The 26,012-nt window shown below is 62.5% G+C and carries 24 protein-coding genes and 1 pseudogene; 20 read left to right on the top strand and 5 right to left on the bottom strand.

Features of this window, described 5'->3' with window-relative positions; all coding sequences use genetic code 11:
- Positions 1–23 precede the first annotated feature (23 nt).
- The 5 genes from NR126_RS15970 to cobG all read right to left on the bottom strand — a co-directional run bounded on the left by NR126_RS15970 (position 24) and on the right by cobG (position 8,589).
- A complete protein-coding gene (locus tag NR126_RS15970; RefSeq protein ID WP_256830605.1) occupies positions 24–3,959 on the bottom strand; it encodes a TcdA/TcdB catalytic glycosyltransferase domain-containing protein in 3,936 nt (1,311 codons plus the stop codon).
- A gap of 260 nt (positions 3,960–4,219) precedes the next feature.
- On the bottom strand, positions 4,220–5,917 hold the full coding sequence (cobJ, locus tag NR126_RS15965; protein ID WP_256830604.1) for a precorrin-3B C(17)-methyltransferase: 1,698 nt from the start codon (positions 5,915–5,917) through the stop codon (positions 4,220–4,222).
- Positions 5,917–6,648: a precorrin-2 C(20)-methyltransferase gene (locus tag NR126_RS15960; protein ID WP_027617603.1), complete on the bottom strand. Its 732-nt coding sequence runs from the start codon at positions 6,646–6,648 to the stop codon at positions 5,917–5,919. Before NR126_RS15960 ends, cobJ begins: the two co-directional genes overlap by 1 nt.
- Positions 6,648–7,274, bottom strand: a complete 627-nt coding sequence (locus NR126_RS15955) for a precorrin-8X methylmutase (protein ID WP_027617602.1) — start codon at positions 7,272–7,274, stop codon at positions 6,648–6,650. The genes NR126_RS15960 and NR126_RS15955 overlap by 1 nt, the downstream gene beginning before the upstream one ends.
- The gene (gene cobG / locus NR126_RS15950) at positions 7,267–8,589 is read right to left on the bottom strand and encodes a precorrin-3B synthase (protein ID WP_105753976.1); all 1,323 of its coding nucleotides are present in this window, start codon (positions 8,587–8,589) and stop codon (positions 7,267–7,269) included. The genes NR126_RS15955 and cobG overlap by 8 nt, the downstream gene beginning before the upstream one ends.
- A 118-nt stretch (positions 8,590–8,707) precedes the next feature.
- Here cobG and cbiE point away from each other — a divergent pair, with 118 nt between their 5' ends.
- The 20 genes and pseudogenes from cbiE to NR126_RS15850 all read left to right on the top strand — a co-directional run bounded on the left by cbiE (position 8,708) and on the right by NR126_RS15850 (position 26,005).
- Positions 8,708–9,919, top strand: coding sequence for a precorrin-6y C5,15-methyltransferase (decarboxylating) subunit CbiE (gene cbiE / locus NR126_RS15945; RefSeq protein WP_256830603.1), 1,212 nt, complete (start codon positions 8,708–8,710; stop codon positions 9,917–9,919).
- Positions 9,912–11,009, top strand: coding sequence for a cobalt-precorrin-5B (C(1))-methyltransferase (locus tag NR126_RS15940; protein WP_256830602.1), 1,098 nt, complete (start codon positions 9,912–9,914; stop codon positions 11,007–11,009). Before cbiE ends, NR126_RS15940 begins: the two co-directional genes overlap by 8 nt.
- Positions 11,006–11,728 carry a cobalt-precorrin-6A reductase gene (locus NR126_RS15935; protein WP_105753978.1) on the top strand — a complete coding sequence of 241 codons (723 nt, stop codon included), beginning with the start codon at positions 11,006–11,008 and terminating at the stop codon, positions 11,726–11,728. The genes NR126_RS15940 and NR126_RS15935 overlap by 4 nt, the downstream gene beginning before the upstream one ends.
- Before the next feature lie 85 nt (positions 11,729–11,813).
- Positions 11,814–11,900 (top strand): annotated as a pseudogene (locus NR126_RS15930) (transcriptional regulator); the annotation flags it as partial.
- A 111-nt stretch (positions 11,901–12,011) separates the two neighbouring features.
- Positions 12,012–12,413 (top strand): DUF2946 domain-containing protein, encoded by a 402-nt coding sequence (locus NR126_RS15925; RefSeq protein ID WP_027617597.1) that lies wholly within the window; start codon positions 12,012–12,014, stop codon positions 12,411–12,413.
- A gap of 47 nt (positions 12,414–12,460) precedes the next feature.
- Positions 12,461–12,955 (top strand): copper chaperone PCu(A)C, encoded by a 495-nt coding sequence (locus NR126_RS15920; RefSeq protein WP_033866021.1) that lies wholly within the window; start codon positions 12,461–12,463, stop codon positions 12,953–12,955.
- Between the two features lie 24 nt (positions 12,956–12,979).
- Entirely contained in the window at positions 12,980–13,435 is a 456-nt protein-coding gene (locus tag NR126_RS15915) for a DUF2946 domain-containing protein (RefSeq protein ID WP_027617595.1), read from the top strand.
- Positions 13,436–13,526: 91 nt separating this feature from the next.
- Positions 13,527–15,656, top strand: coding sequence for a TonB-dependent copper receptor (locus NR126_RS15910; protein WP_256830601.1), 2,130 nt, complete (start codon positions 13,527–13,529; stop codon positions 15,654–15,656).
- 102 nt (positions 15,657–15,758) lie between these two features.
- Complete coding sequence (locus tag NR126_RS15905; protein WP_256830599.1) at positions 15,759–17,141, top strand: PepSY domain-containing protein; 1,383 nt, start codon at positions 15,759–15,761, stop codon at positions 17,139–17,141.
- Positions 17,142–17,316: 175 nt separating this feature from the next.
- Positions 17,317–17,466: a hypothetical protein gene (locus NR126_RS15900; protein WP_155953782.1), complete on the top strand. Its 150-nt coding sequence runs from the start codon at positions 17,317–17,319 to the stop codon at positions 17,464–17,466.
- Positions 17,467–17,819: 353 nt separating this feature from the next.
- Positions 17,820–19,085: an urea ABC transporter substrate-binding protein gene (gene urtA, locus NR126_RS15895; protein ID WP_027617592.1), complete on the top strand. Its 1,266-nt coding sequence runs from the start codon at positions 17,820–17,822 to the stop codon at positions 19,083–19,085.
- 157 nt (positions 19,086–19,242) lie between these two features.
- Positions 19,243–20,745 (top strand): urea ABC transporter permease subunit UrtB, encoded by a 1,503-nt coding sequence (gene urtB, locus NR126_RS15890; RefSeq protein WP_256830598.1) that lies wholly within the window; start codon positions 19,243–19,245, stop codon positions 20,743–20,745.
- Entirely contained in the window at positions 20,745–21,824 is a 1,080-nt protein-coding gene (gene urtC / locus NR126_RS15885) for an urea ABC transporter permease subunit UrtC (RefSeq protein WP_027617590.1), read from the top strand. The genes urtB and urtC overlap by 1 nt, the downstream gene beginning before the upstream one ends.
- On the top strand, positions 21,821–22,681 hold the full coding sequence (gene urtD / locus NR126_RS15880; RefSeq protein WP_027617589.1) for an urea ABC transporter ATP-binding protein UrtD: 861 nt from the start codon (positions 21,821–21,823) through the stop codon (positions 22,679–22,681). The genes urtC and urtD overlap by 4 nt, the downstream gene beginning before the upstream one ends.
- Before the next feature lie 27 nt (positions 22,682–22,708).
- Positions 22,709–23,407, top strand: a complete 699-nt coding sequence (gene urtE / locus NR126_RS15875; RefSeq protein ID WP_027617588.1) for an urea ABC transporter ATP-binding subunit UrtE — start codon at positions 22,709–22,711, stop codon at positions 23,405–23,407.
- 30 nt (positions 23,408–23,437) lie between these two features.
- Positions 23,438–24,277 (top strand): urease accessory protein UreD, encoded by an 840-nt coding sequence (locus NR126_RS15870; RefSeq protein ID WP_256830597.1) that lies wholly within the window; start codon positions 23,438–23,440, stop codon positions 24,275–24,277.
- Between the two features lie 37 nt (positions 24,278–24,314).
- The gene (ureA, locus tag NR126_RS15865) at positions 24,315–24,617 is read left to right on the top strand and encodes an urease subunit gamma (RefSeq protein ID WP_007907366.1); all 303 of its coding nucleotides are present in this window, start codon (positions 24,315–24,317) and stop codon (positions 24,615–24,617) included.
- A 9-nt stretch (positions 24,618–24,626) separates the two neighbouring features.
- Positions 24,627–25,160: a GNAT family N-acetyltransferase gene (locus NR126_RS15860; protein ID WP_027617586.1), complete on the top strand. Its 534-nt coding sequence runs from the start codon at positions 24,627–24,629 to the stop codon at positions 25,158–25,160.
- 6 nt (positions 25,161–25,166) lie between these two features.
- The gene (locus NR126_RS15855) at positions 25,167–25,703 is read left to right on the top strand and encodes an N-acetyltransferase (protein ID WP_027617585.1); all 537 of its coding nucleotides are present in this window, start codon (positions 25,167–25,169) and stop codon (positions 25,701–25,703) included.
- Positions 25,700–26,005, top strand: coding sequence for an urease subunit beta (locus NR126_RS15850; protein ID WP_027617584.1), 306 nt, complete (start codon positions 25,700–25,702; stop codon positions 26,003–26,005). Before NR126_RS15855 ends, NR126_RS15850 begins: the two co-directional genes overlap by 4 nt.
- Positions 26,006–26,012: the final 7 nt, after the last annotated feature.

The following is a 26,012-nucleotide window of genomic DNA, read 5'->3' as shown; positions in this document are numbered from 1 at the left end:
CATACATGCACCTCTTACTCATGTTATGCCCGAACACAAAATTTCTGACACCCCCAGCTGTAGTTTCTGGTCAGAGCCCCCACACCAAAGCCGACGCCACCCACAACAACCGCCAGCGGGCCTGCAACAGCGGCAAAGGTTCCACCTGCGACCAGCGCAGAGCCCTGCAATGCAACCGTAGTCAAACTGAAGGTCAGATTAACCGCGGCCACGGCTATGCCCGTGGCATCTTTAGCGGTCACTAGCTCGTAAACATCAAACCCGACACCAATAAGCCCCAAGACAAAGCCCGCCTTTCCGAGCACGAGAAGTCGAAAGGAATGCTTCGTTGCGCTGGTGACCGTGGACGTGATCAACCGCTGATCGAGCAGTACTTGCTGTATTTGCGTCACAACCTCGACAACAGTGGAAATGTGACCATGAGCCTGCTGGATGTACGTCAAATAGCTTTGCAGACGCACCCCCAACACCATCGATTCTCCCTCCTTCTCGCCAGCGCTTCCCTGCTGCCGTAAAGTCAGCAACAGCGCCGCGATTCTCAAGCCGGCGTCGAGCGTTGGGATGGCCGCAGACTCCTGAGGGGTGACGTCAACGGGCAGCGTTTTGGCCATATCCATGAACTGTTCGTGCAGCCAGTTCCTGGCATTGAACCAGATGGGGTCCTCAAGCGTTACGCTCAAACTTTCGCCTGGCCTTCGGCGATTGACCAGCGTCATTGTCCATTTCCCTTCACCGGCCGGCTCTACTGTTTGGTACAGCGGCACGTACTCCTGTTTCAGGCCGTGCCTGGCCAGCAATTCCCGGGTGGCCTGCTTGATCCGTTGCGCCCAGCGGCGACCATCCAGCTCAGTCATCGCACGTGCCAGATGCGGGTGATGCGATAACGCCAGGGTGCTTAACGCGGCGTGATGCTGCCAAGGCTCAACGGTGTGATCGCCCAACAACTCACCGACGGTCAGCTGTGACGGCAAGGGCTCAGCGCAGATCCTCGAACCGTCGAGCTCAAGCACGTCGAAGGTGGCGCTGGACAGATCTTCAATCCCGTAGAGCAGCGCAAGTTTCTGGTCGGCGAAAAAAGCTCCGATACCTGGCTGTAGATCCTCCGCTCGCTCAAACCCGTAGAGACCAAAATTGGGGTCATAGAAGCGATAGACCGCGTGGTCGTCGACCATGTGCTTGCTGATCAGCAGTGAGTGCCTGTCAGTGTTGAGCATCAGGCTCGCACCGTCGGCTTTCTCCTCCAGGATCTGCATCACCCGAGGCAAATCCATCGCTGTGCGCTTCTGACCAAACTGCGACATGGGAACGCTGCGCAGGTCATCCAGCACTCGCAGTAAATGATGGGTTTGCGGATCATCCTGAGCCAGGTCGGCGTTGACCAGTTTACCTATCCATGTGAGCTCGACTGCGTCCCCCTGCTCAAGAACTGCGGCCATGACCAGCGCCAATGGATAGCAGCGCCGCCACGGATCGCCAGTGCCACTTACCAGCAATCCCTGGGGCAATTGCTTGACCGAAACAGCCCCGGCTCCCAACATCCGCCTACGAACGGGAGCGCCACGTTGAAGTATGGATAATCGATATTCTCGCCTGGCCGCGGACTCAATCCCGTTGGCGTTTTCTCCCCACTGACGAACACTCAAGGGGTCGAACAACATCCCAACTCTTGACGTCCAGGAACTCCACTCGATCGAAGTGAGTGGCATGCCCGTGTTGAGTCCGAGCATGAAGTCAGCGCCGGATTGCTCGCGAAGCTGCTGCTCAATCTGCATGTAGCGTTCACTGCTGCTGCGACCCTCAGTGTTTTTCGCCAGCAAACAAGCCGCCTCCCACGCCCGAGCAAAACCCACCTCATCCAGACTCGTGGCCCCGAACAAGCCGCCGAGCACGACGCGGTGCGCGGGGCTCAATTGTTCGATCAGCAGATCTCCGGCAGCCATCCGGCTGAACGCTGCGTTGAGATAGCCGAGTGACTGGGTGTCCGTCGAGGGTGGCAGTTTTACGTCAGGCTGCGCGCGGATTTGGGCACGCTCAATGGGACCAATGAAAAACCTGTAGCGAAAGCGTCTCTTACCGCTCACGCGCTCATTCATCACGTCCACGAATTGACCATGCAGCTCATGGAGCAGTTGCTGCAGGACGGATGTCAGCAACACCGGTTTACCTTCGACGACAGGCCAGCCGCCATCGAATTCGAGGGTTTGTTCGTTGAGCAATTCCGACAGGTTACCCAAGTAACGCGACGTGAGTTCGCCGTATGTCCATCTCTCTTGCTCAGAGGCAAGCCAGCGCCGCTCTTCGCCGTTTATGGCCCCGTCGGTGCTGAATGCTGCTTCGGTGTAATAGTTGTAGCCCTCTAACAACTTCAGCCGACTGCGAACAGCGAGCGCATGCTCACCCTCGATATGCGCCTCAATGTAGTCAGCGATCCCCTTGGATGAGGCCGGCGAGCCGGTCATAAAGATCGCACTATGGGCATCGACATGAATGCCTTCCTGGTGGTAGCTGAGCAAGGCCTCACGCAACTTCTTCAAGTGCATCTGACGTGCCGGCGTCGGCCAGACTTCCACCTCTTTCTCGTTGATAACGTCGGCCACGACCTTGTTCAGACTATCGTTATCGCCCCAACTGCTAGCGTCTTCAGTCAGTCGGCGCTCAACTTCCAACAGAACATCATAATTGGAACGAATCACCTGCTGGGTCGACTCAATCATTGCGCTGTTCGGCTGCGCCAGAACATGCTCGTTCATTTCCCCGTCACTGGCGGCACCATATGCCGTGCCCATGCGCAATCCATCGTGCGGAGCCGATTGGTCCCGGGGTGCAACAAATATTTTATCGAGCCCTGGCTTGCCACGTGCAAATGCCAGCAGGGGCTCCTGGAGTTCTGTGGGGATGAGTGCCGTCCTGTCAGCATGGTCCGGATGACCCCGGCCGGGCATCAAGCTGTCGTCATAATTGAGCAACAGCTGCAATACACCGATTTTTGCCTCACCAGAGAACTCACTGATATCGACGCCCCCCGGCTTATCGACCAGCGGCGGCAAATACTCCATATCGCTGTAGCGTCCTCCCTCCTTATAAAGAGCCTGCAAACGCACAACATGACTGGCCGCCGCAAAATTGCCACGCATCGCGACTTCACGCTGATAGATATCTCGCAACGGGTGATCCCGGAACTCCAGACCGGCGTCGCGCAGCTGCAGATCCGGTCCAATCAGGGCCAGGTGACTGTCCAGGCAGTCTTGACGAAACGCTTCCAGCGTCGCCCGATCCTCGCCATAGACTCGGACCATCAGATCAATACGCGCCTCATCCGCTCGCCCGGCCCACTGCGGTTGTTGCAGGTAATCCCACATTTGTCGTTTGAGAACCCGGGCACGATGCTCAATCAATTCCGCCAGCCGTGTAGGGTCAGTCTCCTCGGTTGCAGCGGACTCCATCGCATCCGCCTTGGCGCTATCGCGAATCACTCGATTCATCTTGAAAGCCAGCAGCGCATCGCTGTCATACCAGAGATTGAAGCGATAGCCCTCGGCAGCCAGAACCTTGCGCCAGATGTTCATGTAGTCACGCTGAATGTCAGTGACCTTACTGCCACCCACCCTGACAAAATGCATGATTTTGGGAACCGGCTCATGCGCCGGGGACAACATGGACATTGTCGCGTTGAGCCTTGAGGTTAACTGCTCGAGCGCTTGCAGACTTTGCTTGGCACTATCGCCAGGGGGTGAAGATCGACGTTGAAACAGCGAATTGATCGAGTTATTCAGAAGTGTTGCAGCCGCCAGTTTATCCGCCACTTCTGCGCTTTGATTTACGCCCCTGTAATATTGAAATAACGCCTGATAAACCGGATCTTCCTCAAACTCCGCCAACTCCACCGTCAGCTGATAAAACATCGCCTCTGAAAAAGCATTATCACCAAGCTCTCCAATGCCAACTAAATTGTCACCCATAATATCTTCCTTGAAAGTTAATCGATCCCCCATAAACACAGGCACTGATCAAGGCGGTCGACATCGAAAGATACCCACCACTTTATTGACAAGTTAATTAGCCTATCTTTTTGGACTGAATCGAAACTAACGCACCCAACCAACAAGGACAAATTCGATTGAATTCAGCACATGTACAGCTTCGCGACTCACTCAAAGTCACCCATAACGCCAAACATAACTAGACATTGAATAACGCCCCTATTCAGGGGCGTCTTCATTCAGGAGAGCGGCTTCTCACCGTACCAACGCGGCGTATACACCCAGTCGCCACCCTCGGCACGGGGAAACACGCAGGTGGTGGACGAGCCGATCAAGACCATGGTGCGCATGTCCACCTGCTCCGGGGTCAGTGCCCCCAGGGTGGTGGTGCGCAACGTCTGACCCGGACGCCCGATATCACGCCCCAGTACTACCGGCGTTGCAGCGGTTCGGTGTTGCGCGACGATTTCCAGGGCCCGCCCCAGCTGCCAGGGACGCGAACGCGAGATCGGGTTGTAGAACGCCAGCGCCAGATCGGCCTCGGCGGCCAGGTCCAGGCGTTTTTCGATGATCGACCAGGGCTTGAGGTTGTCCGACAGCGACATCACGCAGAAGTCATGGCCAAGTGGCGCACCGGCTTGCGCGGCGGTGGCCAGCGAGGCCGAGACGCCCGGCAAAATTTCCAGCTCGACACGGTGCCAGCTCGGCTCGCTGGACTCGTGCAACGCCTCAAGCACGGCCGCTGCCATGGCGAATACGCCTGGATCACCGGACGACACCACGACCACCGAGCGCCCTTGCGCCGCCAGCTCGAAAGCATGGCGGGCACGCTGCATTTCTTCGCGGTTATCGGTGCAATGCTGCACCTGATCGGCACGGAACGGACCGGCCATGCGCACATAGGTTTCATAGCCGAGGACGTCGGTGGCCCGCGCCAGCTCGGCCTTCACCGCCGGCACCATCAGCTCGGCGGCCCCCGGGCCGAGGCCAATCACCGCAAGACGGCCACGGGCACGACCGACCTGGTTCACCTGCAATGGCTGGGCAGCAATCGCGATGGCAATCCCCTCTCCCGACTCGATGACCTTCGCTTCCGGCACCGCAGACCGGGCCAGCGCACCAGCGCTGCTCGCTGCAGCGACAAAACGCAGCGAAACGCCGAGCGCCGACGCCGCTTCGCGCAGGTCCGGGCTGGCCATTTCGTCCTCGGACGCGAGCAGACAGGCCACTGCCTGCACCGCTACGCCTGCCTGTTGCAGTGCCGCGCGAATGTCCTCGGCCCCTGCACCCGCGCTCACCGCCACCGCCACACTCCGTGGGTAAATCAGCAATTCATGACGGTTCGCTTCACGCTCGGCGCTGCCGATGTGAATCGAGCGCTGTGCCTGCGGATCCTCAAGCAATTGCGCCTGATCCAGCCAGGGCGCAACGCCTTCGATGCGCACGCTGTGCCCGGCTAGCAGGTCGGAAACGAAACGCTTGCCCTGCTCCAGATCAGCCAGGGCATAACCGCTGGGCGGATTGAGCAGGCAGGTGCCGAAGCGCAGCTCGCCACTGGTGGTAATGGCTGGCGCGACTTCAAGGGCGGCGGCAATCTCCCGCGCCATGTCATTCACCCCACCGAGGCCACCGAGCAGCGGCACCACAGCGCTGCCGTCTTCGGCCACCGCCAGCACCGGCGGTTCGGCGCCCTTTTCCAGCAACAGCGGGGCCAGGGTGCGGATGACGATACCCGCCGCGCACAGCGCAATGATCGGTGTGTCGTGCTGGTACAGCTTGCGCAGGGTGCTACCGAACTCCAGATAAGTGCTGTCGGCGCCTTCGACCCGAGCCGCGAGGCCGTGGATCTGCGCAGCAGGATAGAGCTGCTGAATGCGGCGCGCGGTGGCCAGGCTGCCCTGGCCGAGGATGACAATGGCCGGCGTGGAATCAGTCATCAGCCTTGCCACCTTTCGCCGGGAACGATGATCAACGAGAAGTACGGCGACGACATTGGCTCGACCTGATCCAACGGCACGATCTTCTGGTTGGCCATGGTCGCGCGCTCGACGTACAGCGCACGGTCGGCCAGGCCCAGCTCTACCAGGACCTCACGGACTTTTGGCAAGTTGCGCCCCAGCTTCATGATCACCGCCGCATCGGCATCGGCCAGGCGCCGCTTGAGCTCCTCATGCGGCAGCACCCCGGACAGCACCGACAGGCTCTGATTGCGATACACCAGCGGCGCCCCCAGCACCGAAGCGCCACCGAGCATCGAGCAGACACCCGGCACCACCTGCGCCTCGTAGCGCTGGGCCAGGCGATCATGCAGGTACATGTAGGAGCCGTAGAAGAACGGGTCACCCTCGCAGATCACCGCCACGTCGCGTCCGGCGTCCAGATGCTCGGCCAGTTGCTCGGCGGCGCCATCGTAGAAGTCGCTGATCACTTGTTCGTAAGACAACGGCGGTGCCAACGTCTCGGTGGTCACCGGATACACCAACGGCAGCAGGTTCTGCGCGTCCTGCAGATGGGCCTCGATGATGCCGAAGGCATTGCCCTTCTTGCCCTTGGCCACGAAGTAGGCCACCACCGGCGACTCACGCAGCAAACGCAAGGCCTTGACGGTAATCAGTTCGGGATCACCGGGGCCGACGCCAAGGCCGATCAAACGTCCGGGTTGCTGCATCATTCAATCTCCGTGGCGAGGGCATTGACCGCTGCGGCAGCCATGGCGCTGCCGCCCAGCCGACCTTGCATGATCACAAATGGCACGCCCCGGCTGTCCGCCGCGAGCATGGCCTTGGATTCGGCGGCACCGACAAAGCCCACCGGAAAGCCGAGGATCAAGGCCGGTTTGGGGGCGCCGGCATCGAGCATTTCCAGCAGGTAAAACAACGCGGTCGGGGCATTGCCGATCACCACCACGCTGCCTTCCAGGTGCGGACGCCACAGCTCAAGCGCCGCTGCGGAACGGGTATTGCCCAATTCGCGGGCCAACTCCGGCACGCTGTCGTCGCGCAGGGTGCAGATCACCGGGTTGTTGGCCGGCAGGCGCGCGCGGGTCACGCCTTCGCTGACCATGCGCGCGTCGCACAGGATCGGTGCACCCGCGGCCAGCGCAGCGCGCCCGGCCTTGCCCGCACCTTCGGAAAACTGCAGACCGTCGATGGCTTCGACCATGCCGCAGGCATGGATCACCCGCACCGCGAGTTTTTCCAGGTCGGCCGGGATCCGGTCCAGGTTCGCCTCGGCGCGAATGATCGCGAAGGAGTTGCGATAGATCTCCTGACCGTCGCGGATGTAATCAAGCATCAAGGGGGCTCCGTGAGCGGGCGTCGAGCAAGGCGCCGACCGCGTCGATAGTAAGGTTGCGTGCGTGCAGGGCGCCGAAACCCGGCTGCCGCGCATCGCGAAAATAGAGGTCGTAATGACCGGCGCCCACCGCCAGCAAGGTGACGGGCGCCGTGTGTGCCGAGGCGCAGGAACGCGGGCAACCGGACAGGTGCACGTGCCGTTCGATGTCGGGACGTTGCAGCAGCGTGGCCAGTTGCACGGCGTCACGCTTGGTGTCGGCCAGGCCTTTAGCGCAGCCGGCCGAACCGGTGCAGGCGAGCATATGGGCCAGGGGTTGTGCGGCATCCAGGACAAATCCGAGGTCCTGCAGTTGCTGACTCAGCATCGGCGCATCCTGGACGCGAATGTTCGGCAGCAGCAGGCTCTGCCATGGGGTCAGGCGCAGGCTGGCGTCTCCGAAAGCCTCGCTCAGGCGCGCTGCGCCCTTGAGCATCGCAGGGTTGAGGCGCCCCAGCGGCGGCACCGCGCCGACATGCACCAGGCTCGCCTCGCGTTGCGCATGCGTGCCGATGTGCCGATGGGGCTCGGCCGGCGCACGCTGCCATTGATCGAGGGGATGCACCGCGACGTGCTCGGCTAAAGACTGCAGCAACGACTCTGCGGAACACTCCGTCAGCAAATGGCGCATGCGGGTCTGCTCCGGTCGCGCACGCTCAAGGAACAGCTCCAGTACCGCGATCACCAGGGCATGGCCGTCTTCGACGCGCACGGCAGCCAGCGGTATGTCTGTCGGGCAACCCGCCAGACCAAATGCCAGCATGCCTTCCCCCTCACGCTCGACGGCGCTCAACCAGAGGTCATGGTGGTGCTCAAGCATCGCCAGCGCCTCACCGCCATCCAGTTGCACAGCGAACTTGGCCGACAGGTCGTGAAACACCGGGTTGTCTTGCAGGCTGGCAAGAATCCGCGCCGCCAATGGCCGGGTGTCCAACACGCTGTGCGGATCTATCCCCGCCGTCGGGCTGAGCATCAGGTTGCGCACATCGTCACCGGCCATCGAACGCGGCCCCAGGCCGGCGGCCAGCAGGCTGTCGATCAAGCACTGGGACTCGCCGCCAACCCCGCGAATCTGCAAGTTGCCGCGATTGGTCGCCTCGATCACACCGCCGGCAAACCGCTCGGCAGCCTCGGCCACCGCGATCGCCTGGACCGCCGTGATCGTCCCGCCGTTGAGCTTGATCCGGCAGATCCCGCCATCCAGTGCCTGGACGATACGCAGCAACCCCGGGCAGGCCGAGGGGCGTAAGGTGGTGTGCTGCTGAGGCTCGTTCAAAGGGGGCGACCGGCTGTGAGGTTGAAGCGCTTCGCAGGCGAAGGCGCGGTATTATGCCTGCTTTGTCCGACAGCATGAAAAGCCTGCCTGTCGGATCCTGCCTGTTTGAGGAATTTAGATGACCCCCTGGCTGACAGTCGTAGGCATCGGTGAAGACGGCTTCAAGGGGCTGGGCAAGCTCGCCCGCCGCGCGCTGCTGGGTGCCACGCGGATAGTCGGCGGCCAGCGCCAGCTCGATCTATTGCCGGCGTGCATTCGTGGCGAGCGCCAACTCTGGCCCAGTCCGTTCTCTCTGGAGCCGCTATTGGCGCGGCGCGGCGAGCCAGTCTGCGTGCTGGCCAGCGGTGACCCGATGTTTTTTGGCGTCGGTGCCAGCCTGGCGCGGCAGATCCCCGGCGACGAAATGCTGGTTCTCCCCGCCCCTTCATCCTGCGCCCTGGCGGCGGCGCGCATGGGCTGGCCGCTGCAGGACACGGTCACGGTATCGCTGGTAGCCCGGCCTGTGGCGGCAATCAATGCGCAACTTTTCAGCGGCGTGCGCCTGTTGGTCCTGAGCAACGACCGCCACAGTCCGGCGGCGGTGGCTGCCCTGTTGCGCGAGCGCGGTTTCGGCCCGAGCCGTCTGACGGTGCTGGAACACTTGGGCGGTGAGGCCGAGCGACGTATCGAAGGTATCGCCAGCGATTGGACCGACCCGGCGCTGGCCGACTTGAACCTGATCGCCATCGAGTGCCTTGCCGAACCCGCCACGCCACGCCTGTCGCACCTTGCCGGTTTGCCGGACTCGGCGTTCCAGCACGACGGTCAATTGACCAAGCGCGATGTGCGCGCAGTGACCCTGGCGCGCCTGGCGCCGACGCCCGGCGAACTGCTGTGGGATGTCGGCGCCGGTTCCGGCTCGATCGGCATCGAGTGGATGCGCGCCCACCCCAGTTGCCGCGCCCTGGCCATTGAAACCGATGCCGGCCGCCAAGCACTGATCGAACGCAACCGCGACACCCTCGGCGTGCCCGGGCTGCAACTGATTCGCGGCAGCGCACCTGCTGCGTTGGCCGGGCTCGAGCGGCCGGACGCGATTTTCATCGGCGGCGGCGTGACCCGCGACGGCGTACTGCAAACCTGCTGGGAACAGCTCAAGCCCGGTGGCCGCCTGGTTGCCAATGCCGTCACCCTGCAAAGCGAAATGACCCTGATGGCCTGGCGCGAGCGCCACGGCGGTGAGCTGACACGGATTCATATCGCCCAGGCGCAGCCTCTGGGCGAGTTCGACACCTGGCGCCAGGCGCTGCCGATTACCCTGCTCGATCTGGTCAAACCTCTCGATGCGTGACGAAACCGCCGAACAACCCGCGCCCTTGCGCAGCGGCCTGACCACCGGCAGCTGTGCCACCGCCACCAGCCTCGCTGCAGCACGCTTGCTGCTCGGCGGAGTGAGCAGTGATGCGGTGCAGATCACGCTGCCCAAGGGCAAGCAGGTGACGATGCGCCTGGAGTTCTGCCGCCTGACGCCAGCCGGCGCAGAAGCCGGCACGCTCAAGGATGCCGGGGACGACCCGGACGTGACCCACGGCGCCCTGCTGTACAGCCAAGTCCGGCTGCTGGCCGCACCGGGCATTCGTTTCGTGGCCGGTGGCGGGGTCGGAACAGTCACTCGCCCCGGGCTGGTGCTGGCCGTCGGCGAGCCGGCAATCAACCCGGTTCCACGCAAGATGATCAGCGATCACCTGTCGGCGCTGGCCCTGGAGCTTGGCTATCAGGGTGGTTTCGAGGTCACGGTGAATGTTCGCGATGGCGAGGCCCTGGCGCTGAAAACCATGAACCCACGCCTGGGCATCCTCGGTGGGCTGTCGATCCTCGGCACCAGCGGCATCGTCCGACCATTTTCCTGCGCGGCCTACATCGCCTCGATCCACCAGGGCATCGACGTCGCCAAGACCAACGGTTACCTGCATATCGCCGCGTGCACCGGCAATGCCAGCGAGGACACCATGCGCCGGGTCTACAACCTGCCGGAAATCGCCCTGATCGAAATGGGCGACTTTGTCGGCGCGGTACTCAAGCACCTGCGCAAAGTGCCTGTGGACAAACTCAGCCTGTGCGGCGGTTTCGGCAAGATCAGCAAACTCGCTGCCGGGCATATGGATTTGCACAGCCGACATTCAAGCATCGACCTGCCGCAACTGGCGCAATGGGCGCTGGAGTGCGGCGCCGAAGAGGGCCTGGCGCAAGAGATTCGCGAGGCCAATACCAGTCAGCAGGCCCTGGCCATGGCCAGCGCCGCCGGGATCGCCCTCGGTGATGCGGTGTGCCAGCACGCCCTGGATTTCGCCCGCAGCGTGGTCCCGGCCCAGGTTCAGGTCGAGGTGTTTGCCATCGACCGCCAGGGCGGGATTGTCGGGCATGCCGGAGCCCTGCAATGAAGCGCCTGTTGCTGCTCGGCGGCGTCACCGAGGCCCTGGCCATTGCCCGCACGCTGGAGGCGCCGCATATCTACAGCCTGGCCGGGGTCGGCCGCGTGCCCACCGACCTGAAGTGCCAGGTACGGGTTGGCGGCTATGGCGGCGCCCAAGGCCTGGCCCGGTTCATTGAGGAACAGGGCATCGACCTGCTGCTCGACGCCACGCATCCCTACGCGGCGCAAATCAGCCAGAACGCGGTCACCGCCGCGCAACACAGTGGCATCCCGTGTTGGGCGCTGCGCCGCCCGGCGTGGCAAGCCCAGGCCGGTGACGACTGGCGCGAAGTCGCTGACTGGGCCGAGCTGACCGACGCCCTGCAGCCGTTCAAGCGTCCGTTGTTCACCCTCGGTCGCGAGCCACTGCAGCACCTCGACGACATTCCCGCCGAACAGTTCTGGACCCTGCGCGCGCTGGAGGTCTACCCCGGCAACCCGCGCTGCGAGATCATCGGCGCCCGCGGCCCTTTCCACCTGGAAGACGAGCGCGCCCTGTTCGAGCGTCGCCGCATCGATGTGCTGATCAGCAAGAACAGCGGCAGCAGCGCCACCGAGCCCAAACTGGAAGTGGCCCGTGAACGCGAGGTGCCGGTGCTGATTCTCAAGCGTCCGGTACTGCCGGAGGTTGATCGGGCGTTTGCCAGCGTGGGCGAGGTGTTGAAGGCGCTGGCAGATCATCGCTGACGGCAGGTCAAAAAACGGAAAACTCTTACAGGCCCTTCGGCGCGCATCGCATAGCAAGACTCAATCGCCCGCACTACAGTCCCCCACCCTGCACAAAGCGCCGGGCAGTAGTGGCAATCTGGAATTTACGACTATCATCAAGGTCATGAAGGCCCTTGGCCTCAAGCTTCACGTTGACCGCCGTGCAAGGGTGCTGCGACACCACACCGCACAGCGGTTTTTTACTTATCCACCCCAATCAGGCTAAATACGCCGCCTGATGACCCCATAACCGGATGTGACCATGTCCCGACAACGGCTAGCATTTGCCTGGATCGCCTGCTTCGCAGTGCTGTTCAACATGCTCGCCATGCCGATGTCCGGTGCAATGGCCAAGGCCAGCAGTCAGTCACCGACCGAGCAATTGTTGTGGGGCAGTTTCTGCTCGTCTACGGGTACGCGGATGGTCGCGATCTCCCTCGGCAGCCTTGAACAAAAAACACCGTCGAACGAGCAGCACTCCAACATGCAGCACTGCTGGTGCTGCTCCGGCTCCGCGCCGCTGGTGGCGCTGCCCGGCCATTCACCGCAACTGTACTTTGCCCACTTCGAATCCAACCGAAGCTTGCCGGCATCGACGCTTGATACACCGACGCCCCGCCAGCAATGGCCGAGCCTCAACCCCCGCGCCTCTCCCGTCGCCTGAATCGATTCGCACCCTTACTGCGTTTTAAATCGTTCAGGAGAACTGCCATGTTGAAACCATCCCTGGTGAAGCAAGCCCTGCTGCTCGCCGCCCTGCTGCTGCCTGCCTGTTTTGCCAATGCCCACGAGTACAAACTCGCCGAACTCGAGATCGCCCATCCGTGGTCGCAAGAGTTGCCACCCAATGCCCCCACCGTGGCGGCCTATTTCGTCATTCACAACAACGGCAAAAGCGCCGATCAACTGGAAAGCGTCAGCTCGCCGATTGCCGGTCTGGCCCAGTTGCACGAGCACGTGATGACAGAAAACCTGATGAAAATGCAGCAGGTCGCCAACGTGGAAATCCCCGCTGGCGGCAAAGTCACCTTCGCCCCGATGGCCTACCACGTAATGCTCCTGGAGCTGAAAGATCGCAGCCTGCTGACGGATGGCAAGCGCTTCCCGCTGACACTACACTTCAAGCATTCAGGCGATGTGACGGTCGAGGTTGCGGTGCAAAAGCAACCGCCCGCCGGCAACGACGCCCACCAGCACGCTCAGTAACCACAGGCTGAACCGTCCGTGAACATGCGGCGCTCACCCGGCCACAGGCGCACCCCGCCACGCCAGACCTCGATGACGGTCGCGCGTGGTAGTTGGGTCAGCCTGTTCGCCATGCTGATGATTTTTATCGGTCCGCTGATTTCTCAGTCGATGCCGATGGATCAGCGCGCGCCGATGTCCATGAGCATGTCGATGGACATGCACGCGGACATGGACATGCCGTCCGACGCCCACGCTGGACACGACACCCAAGCCGCTGCCGAGCACTGCCCCCCGCAAGCCGAACACCACGCCATCTGGGAAAAGTGCGGCTACTGCAGCCTGCTGTTCAGTTGTCCTGCACTGCCGGGCAGCCAGGTGCTGGCGATCTTTGATTCGCCGCTGGTCCACACCTTCCTCAGCCTCTCGCCGCGCCAGGGCCATGCCCGGCAAACGGTATTCCCCGGCGCTCGCACCCGCGCCCCGCCCATCGTCACGTAGACACCCACGCCACCACTGACACGGCCACCTGTTGCGCATCACCGCCACGGGCTGCGGGTCGTGTGTTTACGACTGATTGATGGAACCTTCAATGTCCAGGTTTTCTGCTGACTCACGGCTGAGCGACGCTCAGCTTTCCCTCAAGCCGGATGCTGCACGCATTCGCCTCAAACACGCCCTCGCGGTGTTCTGCGGCGCGCTGCTGGCGCCTATGGCCCATGCCGGCGAAACCGCGGCCGAGCATGCCCAACACAGCGAAGAGCTGAGCCCGACGGTGATCACCGGCATCGCTCCCAGCTCGCCACTGACCGTCGTCACCAACCCCAAGGACCCGCGCCAACCAGTGCCGGCCAGCGACGGTGGCGACTACCTGAAAACCATTCCCGGCTTTGCCCTGGTGCGCAATGGCGGCACCAATGGCGACCCGGTGCTGCGCGGCATGTTTGGCTCGCGGCTGAACATCCTGACCAATGGCAGCATGCTGCTGGGCGCCTGCCCCGGGCGGATGGATGCGCCGACCTCGTACATTTCACCGGAAACCTACGACACCCTGACCGTAATCAAGGGCCCGCAAACCGTGCTCTGGGGCCCCGGCGCCTCGGCCGGCACCATCCTGTTCGACCGCGAGCCGGAACAGTTCGGCGAGCTCGGCAGCCGGATCAACGCCAGCGTGCTGGGCGGCTCCAGCGGGCGCTTCGACAAGGTCGTGGACGCTGCCGCCGGCGGTCCGCAGGGCTACGTGCGGGTGATCGGCAACACCGCACACTCCGACGACTACAAGGACGGCAACAACGACACCGTGCCGTCGCGCTACGACAAGTGGAACGGTGACGTGGCGCTGGGCTGGACGCCGAACGCCGACACCTTGCTCGAATTGACCGCCGGCAAGGGCGACGGCGAAGCACGTTATGCCGGACGCGGCATGGACGGTTCGCAGTTCAAACGCGAGAGCCTGGGTCTGCGTTTCCAGCAGTCGAACATCAGCGACGTGCTGGAGCAAATCGAGGCGCAGGTCTACTACAACTACGCCGACCACGTCATGGACAACTACACCCTGCGCACGCCGTCCGGCACCGGGATGATGGCCGGCCCCATGGCCTCCAACGTCGATCGCCGCACCCTCGGCGCCCGCGTCAAGGCCACCTGGCGCTGGGCCGATCTGCAATTGATCAGCGGTCTCGATGCGCAGACCAACGAACATCGCCAGCGCAGCGCCATGGGCATCGACACCTACAAGGACCTGCCCTACACCAAGGACGCCGACTTCCATAACTACGGGGTGTTCGGCGAGCTGACCTGGTACGCCGCCGAGCGTGATCGGCTGATCAGTGGCGCGCGCCTGGACCGCGCCTCGGCCAAGGATTTCCGCCAGAGTATCGGCTCCGGGATGATGAGCATGCCCAACCCGACCGCCGACGATACCCGCGCCGACACCCTGCCCAGCGGTTTCATCCGCTACGAGCATGATCTGGCGGACAGCCCGACCACGCTCTACGCCGGCCTCGGTCATGCCGAGCGCTTCCCGGATTACTGGGAGCTGTTCTCGCCGAACTCGGGGCCGGTGGGCTCGTTGAATGCGTTCGACGCGATCAAGCCGGAGAAAACCACGCAACTGGACATCGGCCTGCAGTACAAAAGCCGCGACCTCGAAGCCTGGGTCTCGGCCTATGCCGGCACCGTGCATGACTACATCCTGTTCGACTACACCCCGACCGCCATGGGTACCAGCTCGCGCGCCGAAAACATCAATGCGCGAATCATGGGCGGTGAACTCGGTGCGGCTTACAACCTGACCAGCAACTGGAAAGCCGACGCCACCCTGGCCTACGCCTGGGGCAAGGACACCACCCACGACACCGCACTGCCACAGATGCCGCCGCTGGACGCGCGCTTCGGCCTGACCTACAGCCAGGACACCTGGAGTGCCGGGGCCTTGTGGCGGGTAGTCGCGCCGCAAAACCGTATCGATCAGAACAAGGGCAACGTGGTGGGCAAGGACTATGACAAGAGTCCGGGCTTCGCGGTGTTCTCCCTCAATGGCGCTTACCGCATCGACCAGCACTGGAAGGTCAGCAGCGGTATCGACAACCTGTTCGGCAAGGACTACGCCGAACATCTGAACCTGGCCGGGAATGCCGGGTTCGGCTACCCGGCCAGCGATCCACAAGCGATCAATGAACCGGGGCGCACCTTCTGGACCAAGGTGGATATGAGCTTCTAAAGGCTTCGCCGGCACCTGCGGACAATCCCGTTCGCAGGCGCCGGGTAACTCGCGAACCGACACAACAACATAAAAGATGCATAGCCGAGCGGAGTGCTAATGATGAGCCAACCTAAAGTGTCCTTCTACAACCTGGCCTGGCGCTGGCATTTTTATGCCGGGCTGTTCGTTGCCCCTTTCATGGTGATGCTGGCTTTGACCGGCACCCTCTACCTGTTCAAGCCGCAACTCGATCCGCTGATGTACGGCAACCTGATGAATGTACCGGCCGGCCATCACAGCCTCAGCGCCGACGACATGCTCAGCCGGGTGCAAGCGGCTTACCCGAAAGGTCAGGTGACCCAGTACCTGCCTGCCGTCGACGCCGAGCGCAGCGCGCAGTTTGTGGTCAAGACCGCGGACAGTGAACTCAATGTGTTCGTCGATCCGTACCGGGGCGAGATCCTTGGCGATCAGGACGCCAAGTACAACCTGCAGGCCATCGCCCGGGCGATTCACGGCGAGCTGATGATTGGCACCGTCGGTGACCGGCTGGTGGAAATGGCCGCCGGCTGGGGCGTGGTGCTGGTGGTTTCCGGCGTCTACCTCTGGTGGCCACGGGGCAAGGGCGGCGCGGGTATTTTGTGGCCGCGCCTGAGCAGTCGTGGCCGGGTGCTGTGGCGTGACCTGCATGCCGTCACCGGGTTCTGGGGCGCGACGCTGTTGCTGGTGATGCTGCTCAGCGGCATGACCTGGACCGGTTTCTGGGGCAAGACTTACTCAGAGGTCTGGAACAAATTCCCGGCCGCCATGTGGGACAACGTGCCGACCTCCGATGAGCAAGCCCGCGACCTCAATACCGCCGCTCGCCAGACCGTGCCCTGGGCCGTGGAAAATACGCCGATGCCGATGTCCGGTGATCATGCCGAACACATGGCTCACAACAACGCCAGCCATGCACCGGCGGCACCCACCGTCAGCCTGCAGGACGTCCAGGCGATTGCCGTGCAACGCCAGGTCGAGCCGGGCTACAGCATCACCTTCCCGACGACGGCCAGCGGCGTATTCACCATCGCCGTGTTCGCCGACGATCCACGCAACGATGCGACCCTGCACATTGACCAGTACAGCGGCAAGGTGCTGGCCGACGTGCGCTGGGAACATTACGGCCCGGTGGCCCGCGCCACGGAAATGGGCGTGATGCTGCATGAAGGCAAGATGTTCGGCCTGGTCAATCAACTCATTGTGTTGCTGATTTGCCTGATGATCCTGCTCAGCGCCGTCAGCGGCGTGGTGATCTGGTGGAAGCGCCGCCCACAAGGCAAGTTCGGCGTACCGCCGCTGCGGCATGACCTGCCCACCTGGAAAACCGGTGTGTTCATCATGCTCGCACTGGCCGTGGCCTTCCCGTTGGTGGGCGCTTCGCTGGTGGTGGTGTGGGTACTGGATCGGATGCTGCAGACATGGGGCAATCGACGAGTCGAGTCGGCTTCCTCTTCATCCTGAGCCGCCGAAAAATCTGCAATGGCCGGCGCTGGAAGAAGCCCGGCCATGCAACTTGTAAACTTTAATGAGGTAGAAAAATCTTGTCGCGAGCTTGCTCTCGACACTCTTTAATTCAACTTAATAACCTGCGATCGCAAACATTGACCCCCATCTTTCCTAAAAAAAGGAGGTCAACTTGATAAAGAAGATCGCAGCCTCCCTTGCATTCATTTCACTCCCCGCCCCTACCGACAACTCGCTTTACAACGGTTTTGCCGCCGGCAAGGACAATGCCCTGGCGGTTTACTTCTCTCATACCGATCCCTCGCTGAAAGCTACGGCGTAGGTATCGCCATCGTTGAAACGACGGCCGACGGCAACGTTTCCTTCAGCAAGTTCTATTACGGCCCGGAGTATGAAGGCGGCGGCCATGGCATGGAGACCTGCATCAAACAATAACCCTGCCGACCGTCGGGCGCCTTTGATCGCGCGCTCTACAACCGCCAAGCACCAATGCCGCGCACACCCGCGCACGCGGCCCCGCGAAAGCCCCATCTCGGTGCGCCGCGCGCCCTCCCTCTCGCTTCAAAGCGACATTTCCCGGTCTTTTCGCGACCGGGCACAACCCTTGCTAAAGCCCCTTCAGTAGTCCGCATCTGCCAACCCAGAAAAATTCAAAATGTTCATGGAGATCGCACAATGAAGCGTCGCAGCTTGCTCAAGGCTTTCACACTATCGGCATCGATTGCCGCGATGGGCATGACCTGGACTGTCCAGGCCGCCGAGACCATCAAGGTTGGCATCCTGCACTCGTTGTCCGGGACCATGGCGATCTCCGAAACCTCGCTCAAGGACATGGCCTTGATGACCATCGACGAGATCAATGCCAAGGGTGGGGTCAACGGCAAGATGCTCGAACCGGTGGTGGTCGACCCGGCCTCCAACTGGCCGCTGTTCGCCGAAAAGGGCCGGCAGTTGCTGACGCAGGACAAGGTCGCCGTGGTCTTCGGTTGCTGGACCTCGGTGTCGCGTAAATCGGTGTTGCCGGTGTTCGAAGAGCTCAACGGCCTGCTGTTCTACCCGGTGCAGTACGAAGGCGAAGAAATGTCGCCGAACGTCTTCTACACCGGCGCCGCGCCGAACCAGCAAGCGATTCCTGCGGTGGAATACCTGATGAGCGAGGAAGGCGGCAGTGCCAAGCGCTACTTCCTGCTGGGCACCGACTACGTCTACCCGCGCACCACCAACAAAATCCTGCGCGCGTTCCTGCACAGCAAAGGCGTCGCCGACAAAGACATCGAAGAGGTCTACACCCCGTTCGGTCACAGCGATTACCAAACCATTGTCGCCAGCATCAAGAAGTTCTCAGCCGGCGGCAAAACCGCAGTCATTTCCACGGTCAACGGCGACTCCAACGTGCCGTTCTATAAAGAGCTGGCCAACCAGGGCCTGAAGGCCACCGACGTACCGGTGGTGGCATTCTCGGTGGGCGAAGAAGAACTGCGCGGTATCGACACCAAGCCGCTGGTGGGCAACCTCGCGGCGTGGAACTACTTCGAATCAGTGGATAACCCGGTGAACCAGAAGTTCGTCGCCGACTGGAAAGCCTACGCCAAGAAACACAACCTGCCGGGGGCCGATAAAGCGGTGACCAACGACCCGATGGAAGCTACCTATGTCGGCATCCACATGTGGGCGCAGGCCGCAGAGAAAGCCAAGTCCACCGATGTCGACAAGGTTCGCGAGGCCCTCGCCGGCCAGACCTTCGCCGCCCCGTCGGGCTACACCCTGACCATGGACAAGACCAACCACCACCTGCACAAGCCGGTGATGATCGGCGAGATCCAGGCCGATGGGCAGTTCAACGTGGTCTGGCAGACCGAAGGTCCAGTACGCGCCGAGCCGTGGAGCCCGTTCATCGCCGGCAATGACAAGAAGCCGGATTATGCGGTGAAGAGTAACTGAAGCCACTGGGTGTCGGCCCCTCAGGCCGACATACACCTACTGTAGGAGCGAGCCTGCTCGCGATGAGGGCCTGACAGGCGACTTGATGGTGAATGTCAGGTCCCCTTCGCCGGCAAGCCGGCTCCTACAAGGTCCGCGCATGACCAGGACATTTGAAATGCCCACTGCCCTCTACCGATTCATTCTCGCCATCGCCCTGTTATTGCCGATGGCCGCCCACGCCGGCGACGCCGAAGACTTCGCCGCCGCCAATCCCGCGCTGCAAGCCAAACTGCTTGAAACCTGGGCCGCACAGCCCGACCCGGCGCGCATCGAACTGATCGAAGGCTTGCAGCGCGGCGAGATGAGCATCGATGGCCAGCCGAAAACCCTGCGCCTGAACAATCGCCTACGGGGTCTGATCGACACTGCCTTGGCCAGTCATCAACTGCTCGCGGCGGACGCACAATTGCGTCTTGGCGCTGCGCAGCAACTGCAGAAGAGCGCCAAACCGGCGCAGTTGCCGTTCCTCGATCAACGTCTGGCCGCCGAGCAGGACGAAGGCGTTCACGCCGCCCTGAGCCTGGCCCTGGCCAACCTGCAACTGGTCGACAGTAATCCGGCAGTGCGCCTGGCTGCCGTGCGCCTGCTCGGTGAAACCGGCGACCCACTGGCCCGCACGCGCCTCGAAGGCCTGCTGGAACCAGGCGTCGAAAGCGATGCCGGGGTGCTCACCGCCGCGCAGACCAGCCTCGGCCAGGTCAAGCGCAAGCTGCTGGTAGGTGAGTTGCTCGGCCAGGCTTTCAGCGGCATGTCCCTGGGGTCGATTCTGCTGCTGGCAGCCCTCGGTCTGGCCATCACTTTCGGCTTGCTGGGGGTGATCAACATGGCCCATGGCGAGATGCTGATGCTCGGCGCCTACTCCACTTATGTGGTGCAGTTGTTGCTGCAACGCTTCGCCCCCAACGCCATCGAGTTCTATCCCCTGCTCGCCCTGCCGGTGGCCTTCTGCGTGACGGCCGGGATCGGCATGGCCCTGGAACGCACGGTGATTCGCCACCTCTACGGCCGGCCTCTGGAAACGCTGCTCGCCACCTGGGGCATTAGCCTGATGCTGATCCAGTTGGTGCGCCTGCTGTTCGGCGCGCAGAACGTCGAGGTGGCCAACCCGGCCTGGTTGTCGGGTGGAGTGCAGGTGCTGCCCAACCTGGTGTTGCCGTACAACCGCATCGTGATCATCGGCTTTGCCCTGTTCGTGGTGGTGCTGACCTGGTTGCTGTTGAACAAGACCCGTCTCGGCCTGAATGTGCGCGCGGTGACGCAGAACCGCAACATGGCCGCCTGCTGCGGCGTGCCCACCGGGCGCGTGGACATGCTCGCCTTCGGCCTCGGTTCGGGGATCGCCGGCCTCGGTGGCGTGGCGCTGAGTCAGATCGGCAACGTCGGCCCCGACCTCGGCCAGAGCTACATCATCGATTCTTTCCTGGTAGTGGTGCTCGGTGGCGTCGGACAACTGGCCGGTAGCGTGTTCGCCGCCTTTGGCCTGGGGATCGCCAACAAAATCCTCGAGCCGCAGATCGGTGCGGTGCTGGGCAAGATCCTGATCCTCGCGCTGATCATTCTGTTCATCCAGAAACGCCCGCAAGGCCTCTTCGCACTCAAAGGACGGGTAATCGACTGATGAACCAGCCCCTGCTCATTACCGCCACGCAAAAAGCCGGACCACGGCTGACGATCGCCACGGGCATCGTGGTGCTCGCCCTGCTGCTGAGCTTGCCGCTGCTGTCGCTGTTGCCGGCCGACAGTGCGCTGCACGTCTCGGCCTACACCCTGACTCTGGTCGGCAAGATTCTCTGCTACGCGATTGTCGCCCTGGCCTTGGACCTGGTCTGGGGTTATGCCGGTCTGCTGTCCCTCGGCCACGGCCTGTTCTTCGCCCTCGGCGGCTATGCCATGGGCATGTACCTGATGCGCCAAGCCGCCGGCGATGGCTTGCCGGCGTTCATGACCTTCCTGTCCTGGACCGAGCTGCCCTGGTATTGGGCCGGCACCAGCAGCTTTCTCTGGGCCCTGTGCCTGGTGGTGCTGGCACCGGGTCTACTGGCGCTGGTGTTCGGGTTCTTTGCCTTCCGTTCACGGATCAAGGGCGTGTATTTCTCGATCATGACCCAGGCCCTGACCTTCGCCGGCATGCTCCTTTTCTTCCGCAACGAGACCGGGTTTGGCGGCAACAACGGTTTCACCAATTTCCGCAGCATCCTCGGTTTCGGCATCACCGAACCCGGCACCCGTGCCGTGCTGTTTCTCGCCACGGTGCTGCTGCTGGTGGGCAGCCTGTTCATCGGTTGGCGCCTGGCCCGCAGCAAGTTCGGCCGGGTGCTCACCGCGCTGCGCGATGCGGAAAACCGTCTGATGTTTTGCGGTTACGATCCACGCGGCTTCAAGCTGTTCGTCTGGGTCCTGAGCGCGGTGTTGTGTGGCCTGGCCGGCGCGCTGTACGTACCGCAGGTGGGCATCATCAACCCCAGTGAAATGTCGCCGACCAACTCGATCGAGGCGGCGGTGTGGGTCGCCTTGGGCGGTCGCGGCACGCTGATCGGCCCGCTGCTGGGCGCCGGCGTGGTGAACGGCATGAAGAGCTGGTTCACCGTGGCCTTCCCCGAATACTGGCTGTTCTTCCTTGGCGCCCTGTTCATCGTGGTGACCCTGTACCTGCCCAAAGGCGTGATTGGCCTGATGAAAAAAAGAGGTGAGCAATGAGAGTCACCGCGACCGCCGAGTTCATGCTCGAACCCATCCTCGAACCGAACAAGGATGCCGGCAGCAGCCGCGACGCCATCGGCCTCGGCCAGCGCACCGAAAAAGGCCTGAATACCCGCCACGGCACCATCCTCACGCTGGAGGACATCAGCGTCAGCTTCGATGGTTTCAAGGCCCTGAATAACCTCAACCTGTACATCGGTGTTGGCGAATTGCGCTGCATCATCGGTCCCAATGGCGCGGGAAAAACCACTTTGATGGACGTGATTACCGGCAAGACCCGGCCCACTCACGGCAAGGCCTGGTTCGGTGAAACCCTGGACCTGACCCAGATGAGCGAAGTGCAAATCGCCCAGGCCGGGATAGGTCGCAAGTTTCAGAAGCCGACGGTGTTCGAAGCCCTGAGCGTGTTCGAGAATCTCGAGCTGGCGCAGAAGACTGACAAGTCGGTGTGGGCCAGCCTGCGGGCGCGGCTCAGCGGCGAACAGAAAGATCGCATCGACGAAGTGCTCGACACCATCCGCCTGACTGCGTCGGCTCAGCGCCAGGCAGGCCTGCTGTCCCACGGCCAGAAGCAGTTCCTGGAAATCGGCATGCTGCTGATGCAGGACCCGCAACTGTTGCTGCTCGACGAACCGGTGGCCGGCATGACCGACGCCGAGACCGAGTTCACCGCCGAACTGTTCAAGCGCCTGGCCGGCAAGCATTCGCTGATGGTGGTGGAGCACGACATGGGCTTCGTCGGCTCGATTGCCGACCACGTCACCGTGTTGCACCAGGGCAGTGTGCTGGCCGAGGGCTCGCTGGCGCAGGTGCAGGATGATGAGCGGGTGATTGAGGTTTATCTGGGCCGATAAATCGATCTGTAGGAGGAGAATTTGAACATGCTGCAAATCGAAAAACTGCACCAATACTATGGCGGTAGCCACATCCTGCGCGGCCTGACGTTTGAGGTGAAAGTCGGCGAAGTCACCTGCCTGCTGGGGCGTAATGGCGTGGGCAAGACCACCCTGCTCAAATGCCTGATGGGGCTGCTGCCAGCCAAAGAAGGCGCGGTGAACTGGGAGGGCAAGGCCATCACCGGTTTCAAGCCGCACCAGCGCGTGCAGGCCGGGATCGCTTATGTGCCCCAGGGGCGGGAAATCTTTCCGCGGCTGACGGTCGAAGAAAACCTGCTGATGGGCCTGTCACGCTTCCCCGGCAGCGAAGCCAAGGAGGTCCCGGCGTTCATCTACGAGCTGTTCCCGGTATTGCTGCAAATGAAGCAGCGACGCGGCGGCGACCTGTCCGGCGGACAACAGCAACAGTTGGCGATCGGCCGAGCCCTGGCCAGCCGTCCGCGGCTGCTGATCCTCGATGAACCCACCGAAGGCATTCAACCCTCGGTGATCAAGGAGATCGGCGCGGTGATCAAGCAACTGGCGGCGCGCGGCGACATGGCGATCCTGCTGGTGGAGCAGTTCTACGATTTCGCCGCCGAACTGGCCGACCAGTACCTGGTGATGTCGCGCGGGGAAATCGTCCAGCAAGGTCGCGGCGAAAACATGGAGGCCGAAGGTGTACGCGGCCTGGTAACGATTTAGTCTGTAGCGTCCTGACGATAATTAGAAAATATGACTGCCCCTGCCCCTCATGCTCTATTCACGCCCAGTTGGCACGCCGAACTGCAACTCGGCTACGCCCGCTTCGGTGACAGCACCCGGCCGATCCTGCGCCGCCACAGCGGACCGCTGCGGGTGCAAAAACACCTGTACGCCGAGGGTCCGCAGGTCTGCCAGCACATCATCGTGCACCCGCCTGGCGGCATCGCCGGTGGCGACCGGCTGGACATCAGCGCCAGCGTCGAGCGCGACGCCTGGGCGCAACTGACCAGCCCCGGCGCCGCCAAGTGGTATCGCGCCAACAGCCCCGCCTATCAGCAACTCGAGGTGACGGTGGCGGCCGGTGCCACACTGGAATGGTTGCCCCAGGAAACCATCGTCTTCAGCGCAGCCCAAGCGGAACTGAGCACTTCGATCGACCTGCAGGGCGACGCCCGATTGTTTTATTGGGACGTGATTGCCCTCGGCCGCCCCGCCAGTGACGAACGCTTCGAACGCGGGCACTTTCAGTCGCAATTGAACATCCGACGCGACGGCCAGTTGCTCTGGCATGAGCGCCAACGCATTGTCGGCAACGACGGTTTGCTCGACTCGCCAATCGGCCTGGACGGTCAGCCGGTGTTCGCCACCTTGCTGGTCACCGGCGAGATCGACAGCGAACTGCTGGAACGTTGCCGTGCGCTGGATCATCCAGTACGCGGCGACCTGACCCAGTTGCCGGGCCTGCTGGTTGCGCGCTGCCTGGCCAGTGAAGCATTGCTGGCGCGCGGCTGGCTGATTGCGCTGTGGAGGCTGTTGCGCCCGGCGTTGCTGGGCCGTGAAGCACTCGCGCCACGCATCTGGAACACCTGAACATGCCCCTTTATCTGCCGACCATGGATTCTCAACGATGGACCTGACCCCACGCGAAAAAGACAAGCTGTTGATCTTCACCGCCGGCCTGGTGGCCGAGCGCAGGCTGGCTCGCGGCGTGAAACTGAACTACCCGGAAGCCATGGCCTATATCTCCGCCGCACTGCTCGAAGGCGCGCGCGACGGCCAGACCGTGGCCGAGTTGATGCACTTCGGTACGACCCTGCTGAGCCGTGAACAGGTGATGGAAGGCATCCCGGAAATGATTCCCGAGATCCAGGTCGAAGCCACTTTTCCCGACGGCACCAAGCTGGTCACCGTCCATCAACCCATCGCCTGAGATCCGCTCATGACTTATGCCATCCGCGATGCCCTGCACGCCGACCTGCCGGCGATTCGCGACATCTATAACGACGCCGTGCTCAATACGACGGCGATCTGGAATGAGCAGGCCGTCGACCTCGGCAATCGCCAGGCCTGGTTCAGTGCGCGCCAAGCCCAGGGCTATCCGATCCTGGTGATCGTCGACACCGCCGAGCGCGTGCTGGGCTACGCCTCCTTCGGCGACTGGCGGCCGTTCGACGGTTTCCGCCACACCGTCGAACACTCGGTGTATGTGCGCAGCGACCAGCGCGGCAACCGCCTCGGCCCACGGCTGATGGAGACACTGATCGAGCGCGCCAGAGGCTGCGACAAACATGTGATGGTGGCGGCCATCGAAAGCGGTAACGCCGCGTCCATCCGTCTGCATGAGCGGATCGGCTTCATCACCACCGGGCAGATGCCACAAGTGGGCACCAAGTTCGGCCGCTGGCTGGACCTGACCTTCATGCAACTGACCCTCAACCCAGGCTCAGAGCCTCCCTTCGTCAACAAGGAGTAAGCCACGATGAACGCTGCCCAACTACGCCGGGTCAACGCCGAGAGCTTTGCGCAGTATCGCCGGGGTCTTATCAACCTGCTGCTTGATGCGGTGGAGCACGGTGCGTCGATTGGTTTCCTCGCTGATTTCGATGAGACCCAGGCGCACGCCTACATCAACAGCGTGCAGGCCGATGTTGAGCACGGCAGCCTGTTGCTGTGGGTGGTGGTGGTCGACGACGAAAAAGTCCTCGCCAGCGTGCAACTGGGGCTATGCCAGAAAGCCAACGGGCGCAATCGCGCCGAAGTGCAGAAGCTCCTGGTGTTGCACCAGGCGCGCCGGCGCGGCTTGGGACAGCAATTGATGAGCACCCTGGAGCTCGCCGCCCGCCAGCATCAGCGCGGCCTACTTTATCTGGACACCGAAGCCGGTTCGGCGGCAGAGGCTTTCTATCAGGCGTTGGGCTATACCCGTGTCGGCGAGTTGCCGAACTACTGCCAAAGTCCGGCCGGCCATTACGCGCCGACCGCCATCTACTTCAAGACCCTGGGACAACCTGCATGATTCCTGGCGAATACCGGATCCAACCCGGCGAGATCGAACTCAATGCCGGTCGCCGCACCCTGAGCCTGACCGTGGCCAACCGTGGCGACCGGCCGATCCAGGTCGGCTCGCACTATCACTTTTTCGAGACCAACGACGCGCTGATGTTCGACCGCGCCGCCAGCCGTGGCATGCGCCTGAACATCCCCGCCGGCACCGCCGTGCGCTTCGAGCCAGGACAGAGTCGAGAAGTCGAGCTGGTCGAACTGGCGGGCTTGCGCCGAGTATTCGGCTTTGCCGGCAGGATCATGGGCGACCTCTAAACAACGC

Origin of the sequence: Pseudomonas sp. Pse1 (assembly GCF_024519635.1) — a bacterium.
GTDB lineage: Bacteria > Pseudomonadota > Gammaproteobacteria > Pseudomonadales > Pseudomonadaceae > Aquipseudomonas.
The sequence above is the reverse complement of the archived record's forward strand: the minus strand, read 5'-3'. Positions and strand labels throughout refer to the sequence as shown.

Bases quoted from the DNA above. Each gene is read 5' to 3' on its own strand.
- cbiE (WP_256830603.1), top strand. From the start codon at position 8,708: ATGACCCCCTGGCTGACAGTCGTAGGCATCGGTGAAGACGGCTTCAAG.
- cobJ (WP_256830604.1), bottom strand. From the start codon at position 5,917: ATGACTGATTCCACGCCGGCCATTGTCATCCTCGGCCAGGGCAGCCTG.
- NR126_RS15940 (WP_256830602.1), top strand. From the start codon at position 9,912: ATGCGTGACGAAACCGCCGAACAACCCGCGCCCTTGCGCAGCGGCCTG.
- urtA (WP_027617592.1), top strand. From the start codon at position 17,820: ATGAAGCGTCGCAGCTTGCTCAAGGCTTTCACACTATCGGCATCGATT.
- NR126_RS15870 (WP_256830597.1), top strand. From the start codon at position 23,438: ATGACTGCCCCTGCCCCTCATGCTCTATTCACGCCCAGTTGGCACGCC.
- NR126_RS15860 (WP_027617586.1), top strand. From the start codon at position 24,627: ATGACTTATGCCATCCGCGATGCCCTGCACGCCGACCTGCCGGCGATT.
- urtC (WP_027617590.1), top strand. From the start codon at position 20,745: ATGAACCAGCCCCTGCTCATTACCGCCACGCAAAAAGCCGGACCACGG.
- NR126_RS15905 (WP_256830599.1), top strand. From the start codon at position 15,759: ATGAGCCAACCTAAAGTGTCCTTCTACAACCTGGCCTGGCGCTGGCAT.
- NR126_RS15855 (WP_027617585.1), top strand. From the start codon at position 25,167: ATGAACGCTGCCCAACTACGCCGGGTCAACGCCGAGAGCTTTGCGCAG.
- urtD (WP_027617589.1), top strand. From the start codon at position 21,821: ATGAGAGTCACCGCGACCGCCGAGTTCATGCTCGAACCCATCCTCGAA.
- NR126_RS15925 (WP_027617597.1), top strand. From the start codon at position 12,012: ATGTCCCGACAACGGCTAGCATTTGCCTGGATCGCCTGCTTCGCAGTG.
- NR126_RS15970 (WP_256830605.1), bottom strand. From the start codon at position 3,959: ATGGGTGACAATTTAGTTGGCATTGGAGAGCTTGGTGATAATGCTTTT.
- NR126_RS15955 (WP_027617602.1), bottom strand. From the start codon at position 7,274: ATGCTTGATTACATCCGCGACGGTCAGGAGATCTATCGCAACTCCTTC.
- ureA (WP_007907366.1), top strand. From the start codon at position 24,315: ATGGACCTGACCCCACGCGAAAAAGACAAGCTGTTGATCTTCACCGCC.
- NR126_RS15850 (WP_027617584.1), top strand. From the start codon at position 25,700: ATGATTCCTGGCGAATACCGGATCCAACCCGGCGAGATCGAACTCAAT.
- urtE (WP_027617588.1), top strand. From the start codon at position 22,709: ATGCTGCAAATCGAAAAACTGCACCAATACTATGGCGGTAGCCACATC.
- urtB (WP_256830598.1), top strand. From the start codon at position 19,243: ATGCCCACTGCCCTCTACCGATTCATTCTCGCCATCGCCCTGTTATTG.
- NR126_RS15920 (WP_033866021.1), top strand. From the start codon at position 12,461: ATGTTGAAACCATCCCTGGTGAAGCAAGCCCTGCTGCTCGCCGCCCTG.
- NR126_RS15935 (WP_105753978.1), top strand. From the start codon at position 11,006: ATGAAGCGCCTGTTGCTGCTCGGCGGCGTCACCGAGGCCCTGGCCATT.
- NR126_RS15915 (WP_027617595.1), top strand. From the start codon at position 12,980: ATGCGGCGCTCACCCGGCCACAGGCGCACCCCGCCACGCCAGACCTCG.
- NR126_RS15960 (WP_027617603.1), bottom strand. From the start codon at position 6,648: ATGCAGCAACCCGGACGTTTGATCGGCCTTGGCGTCGGCCCCGGTGAT.
- NR126_RS15910 (WP_256830601.1), top strand. From the start codon at position 13,527: ATGTCCAGGTTTTCTGCTGACTCACGGCTGAGCGACGCTCAGCTTTCC.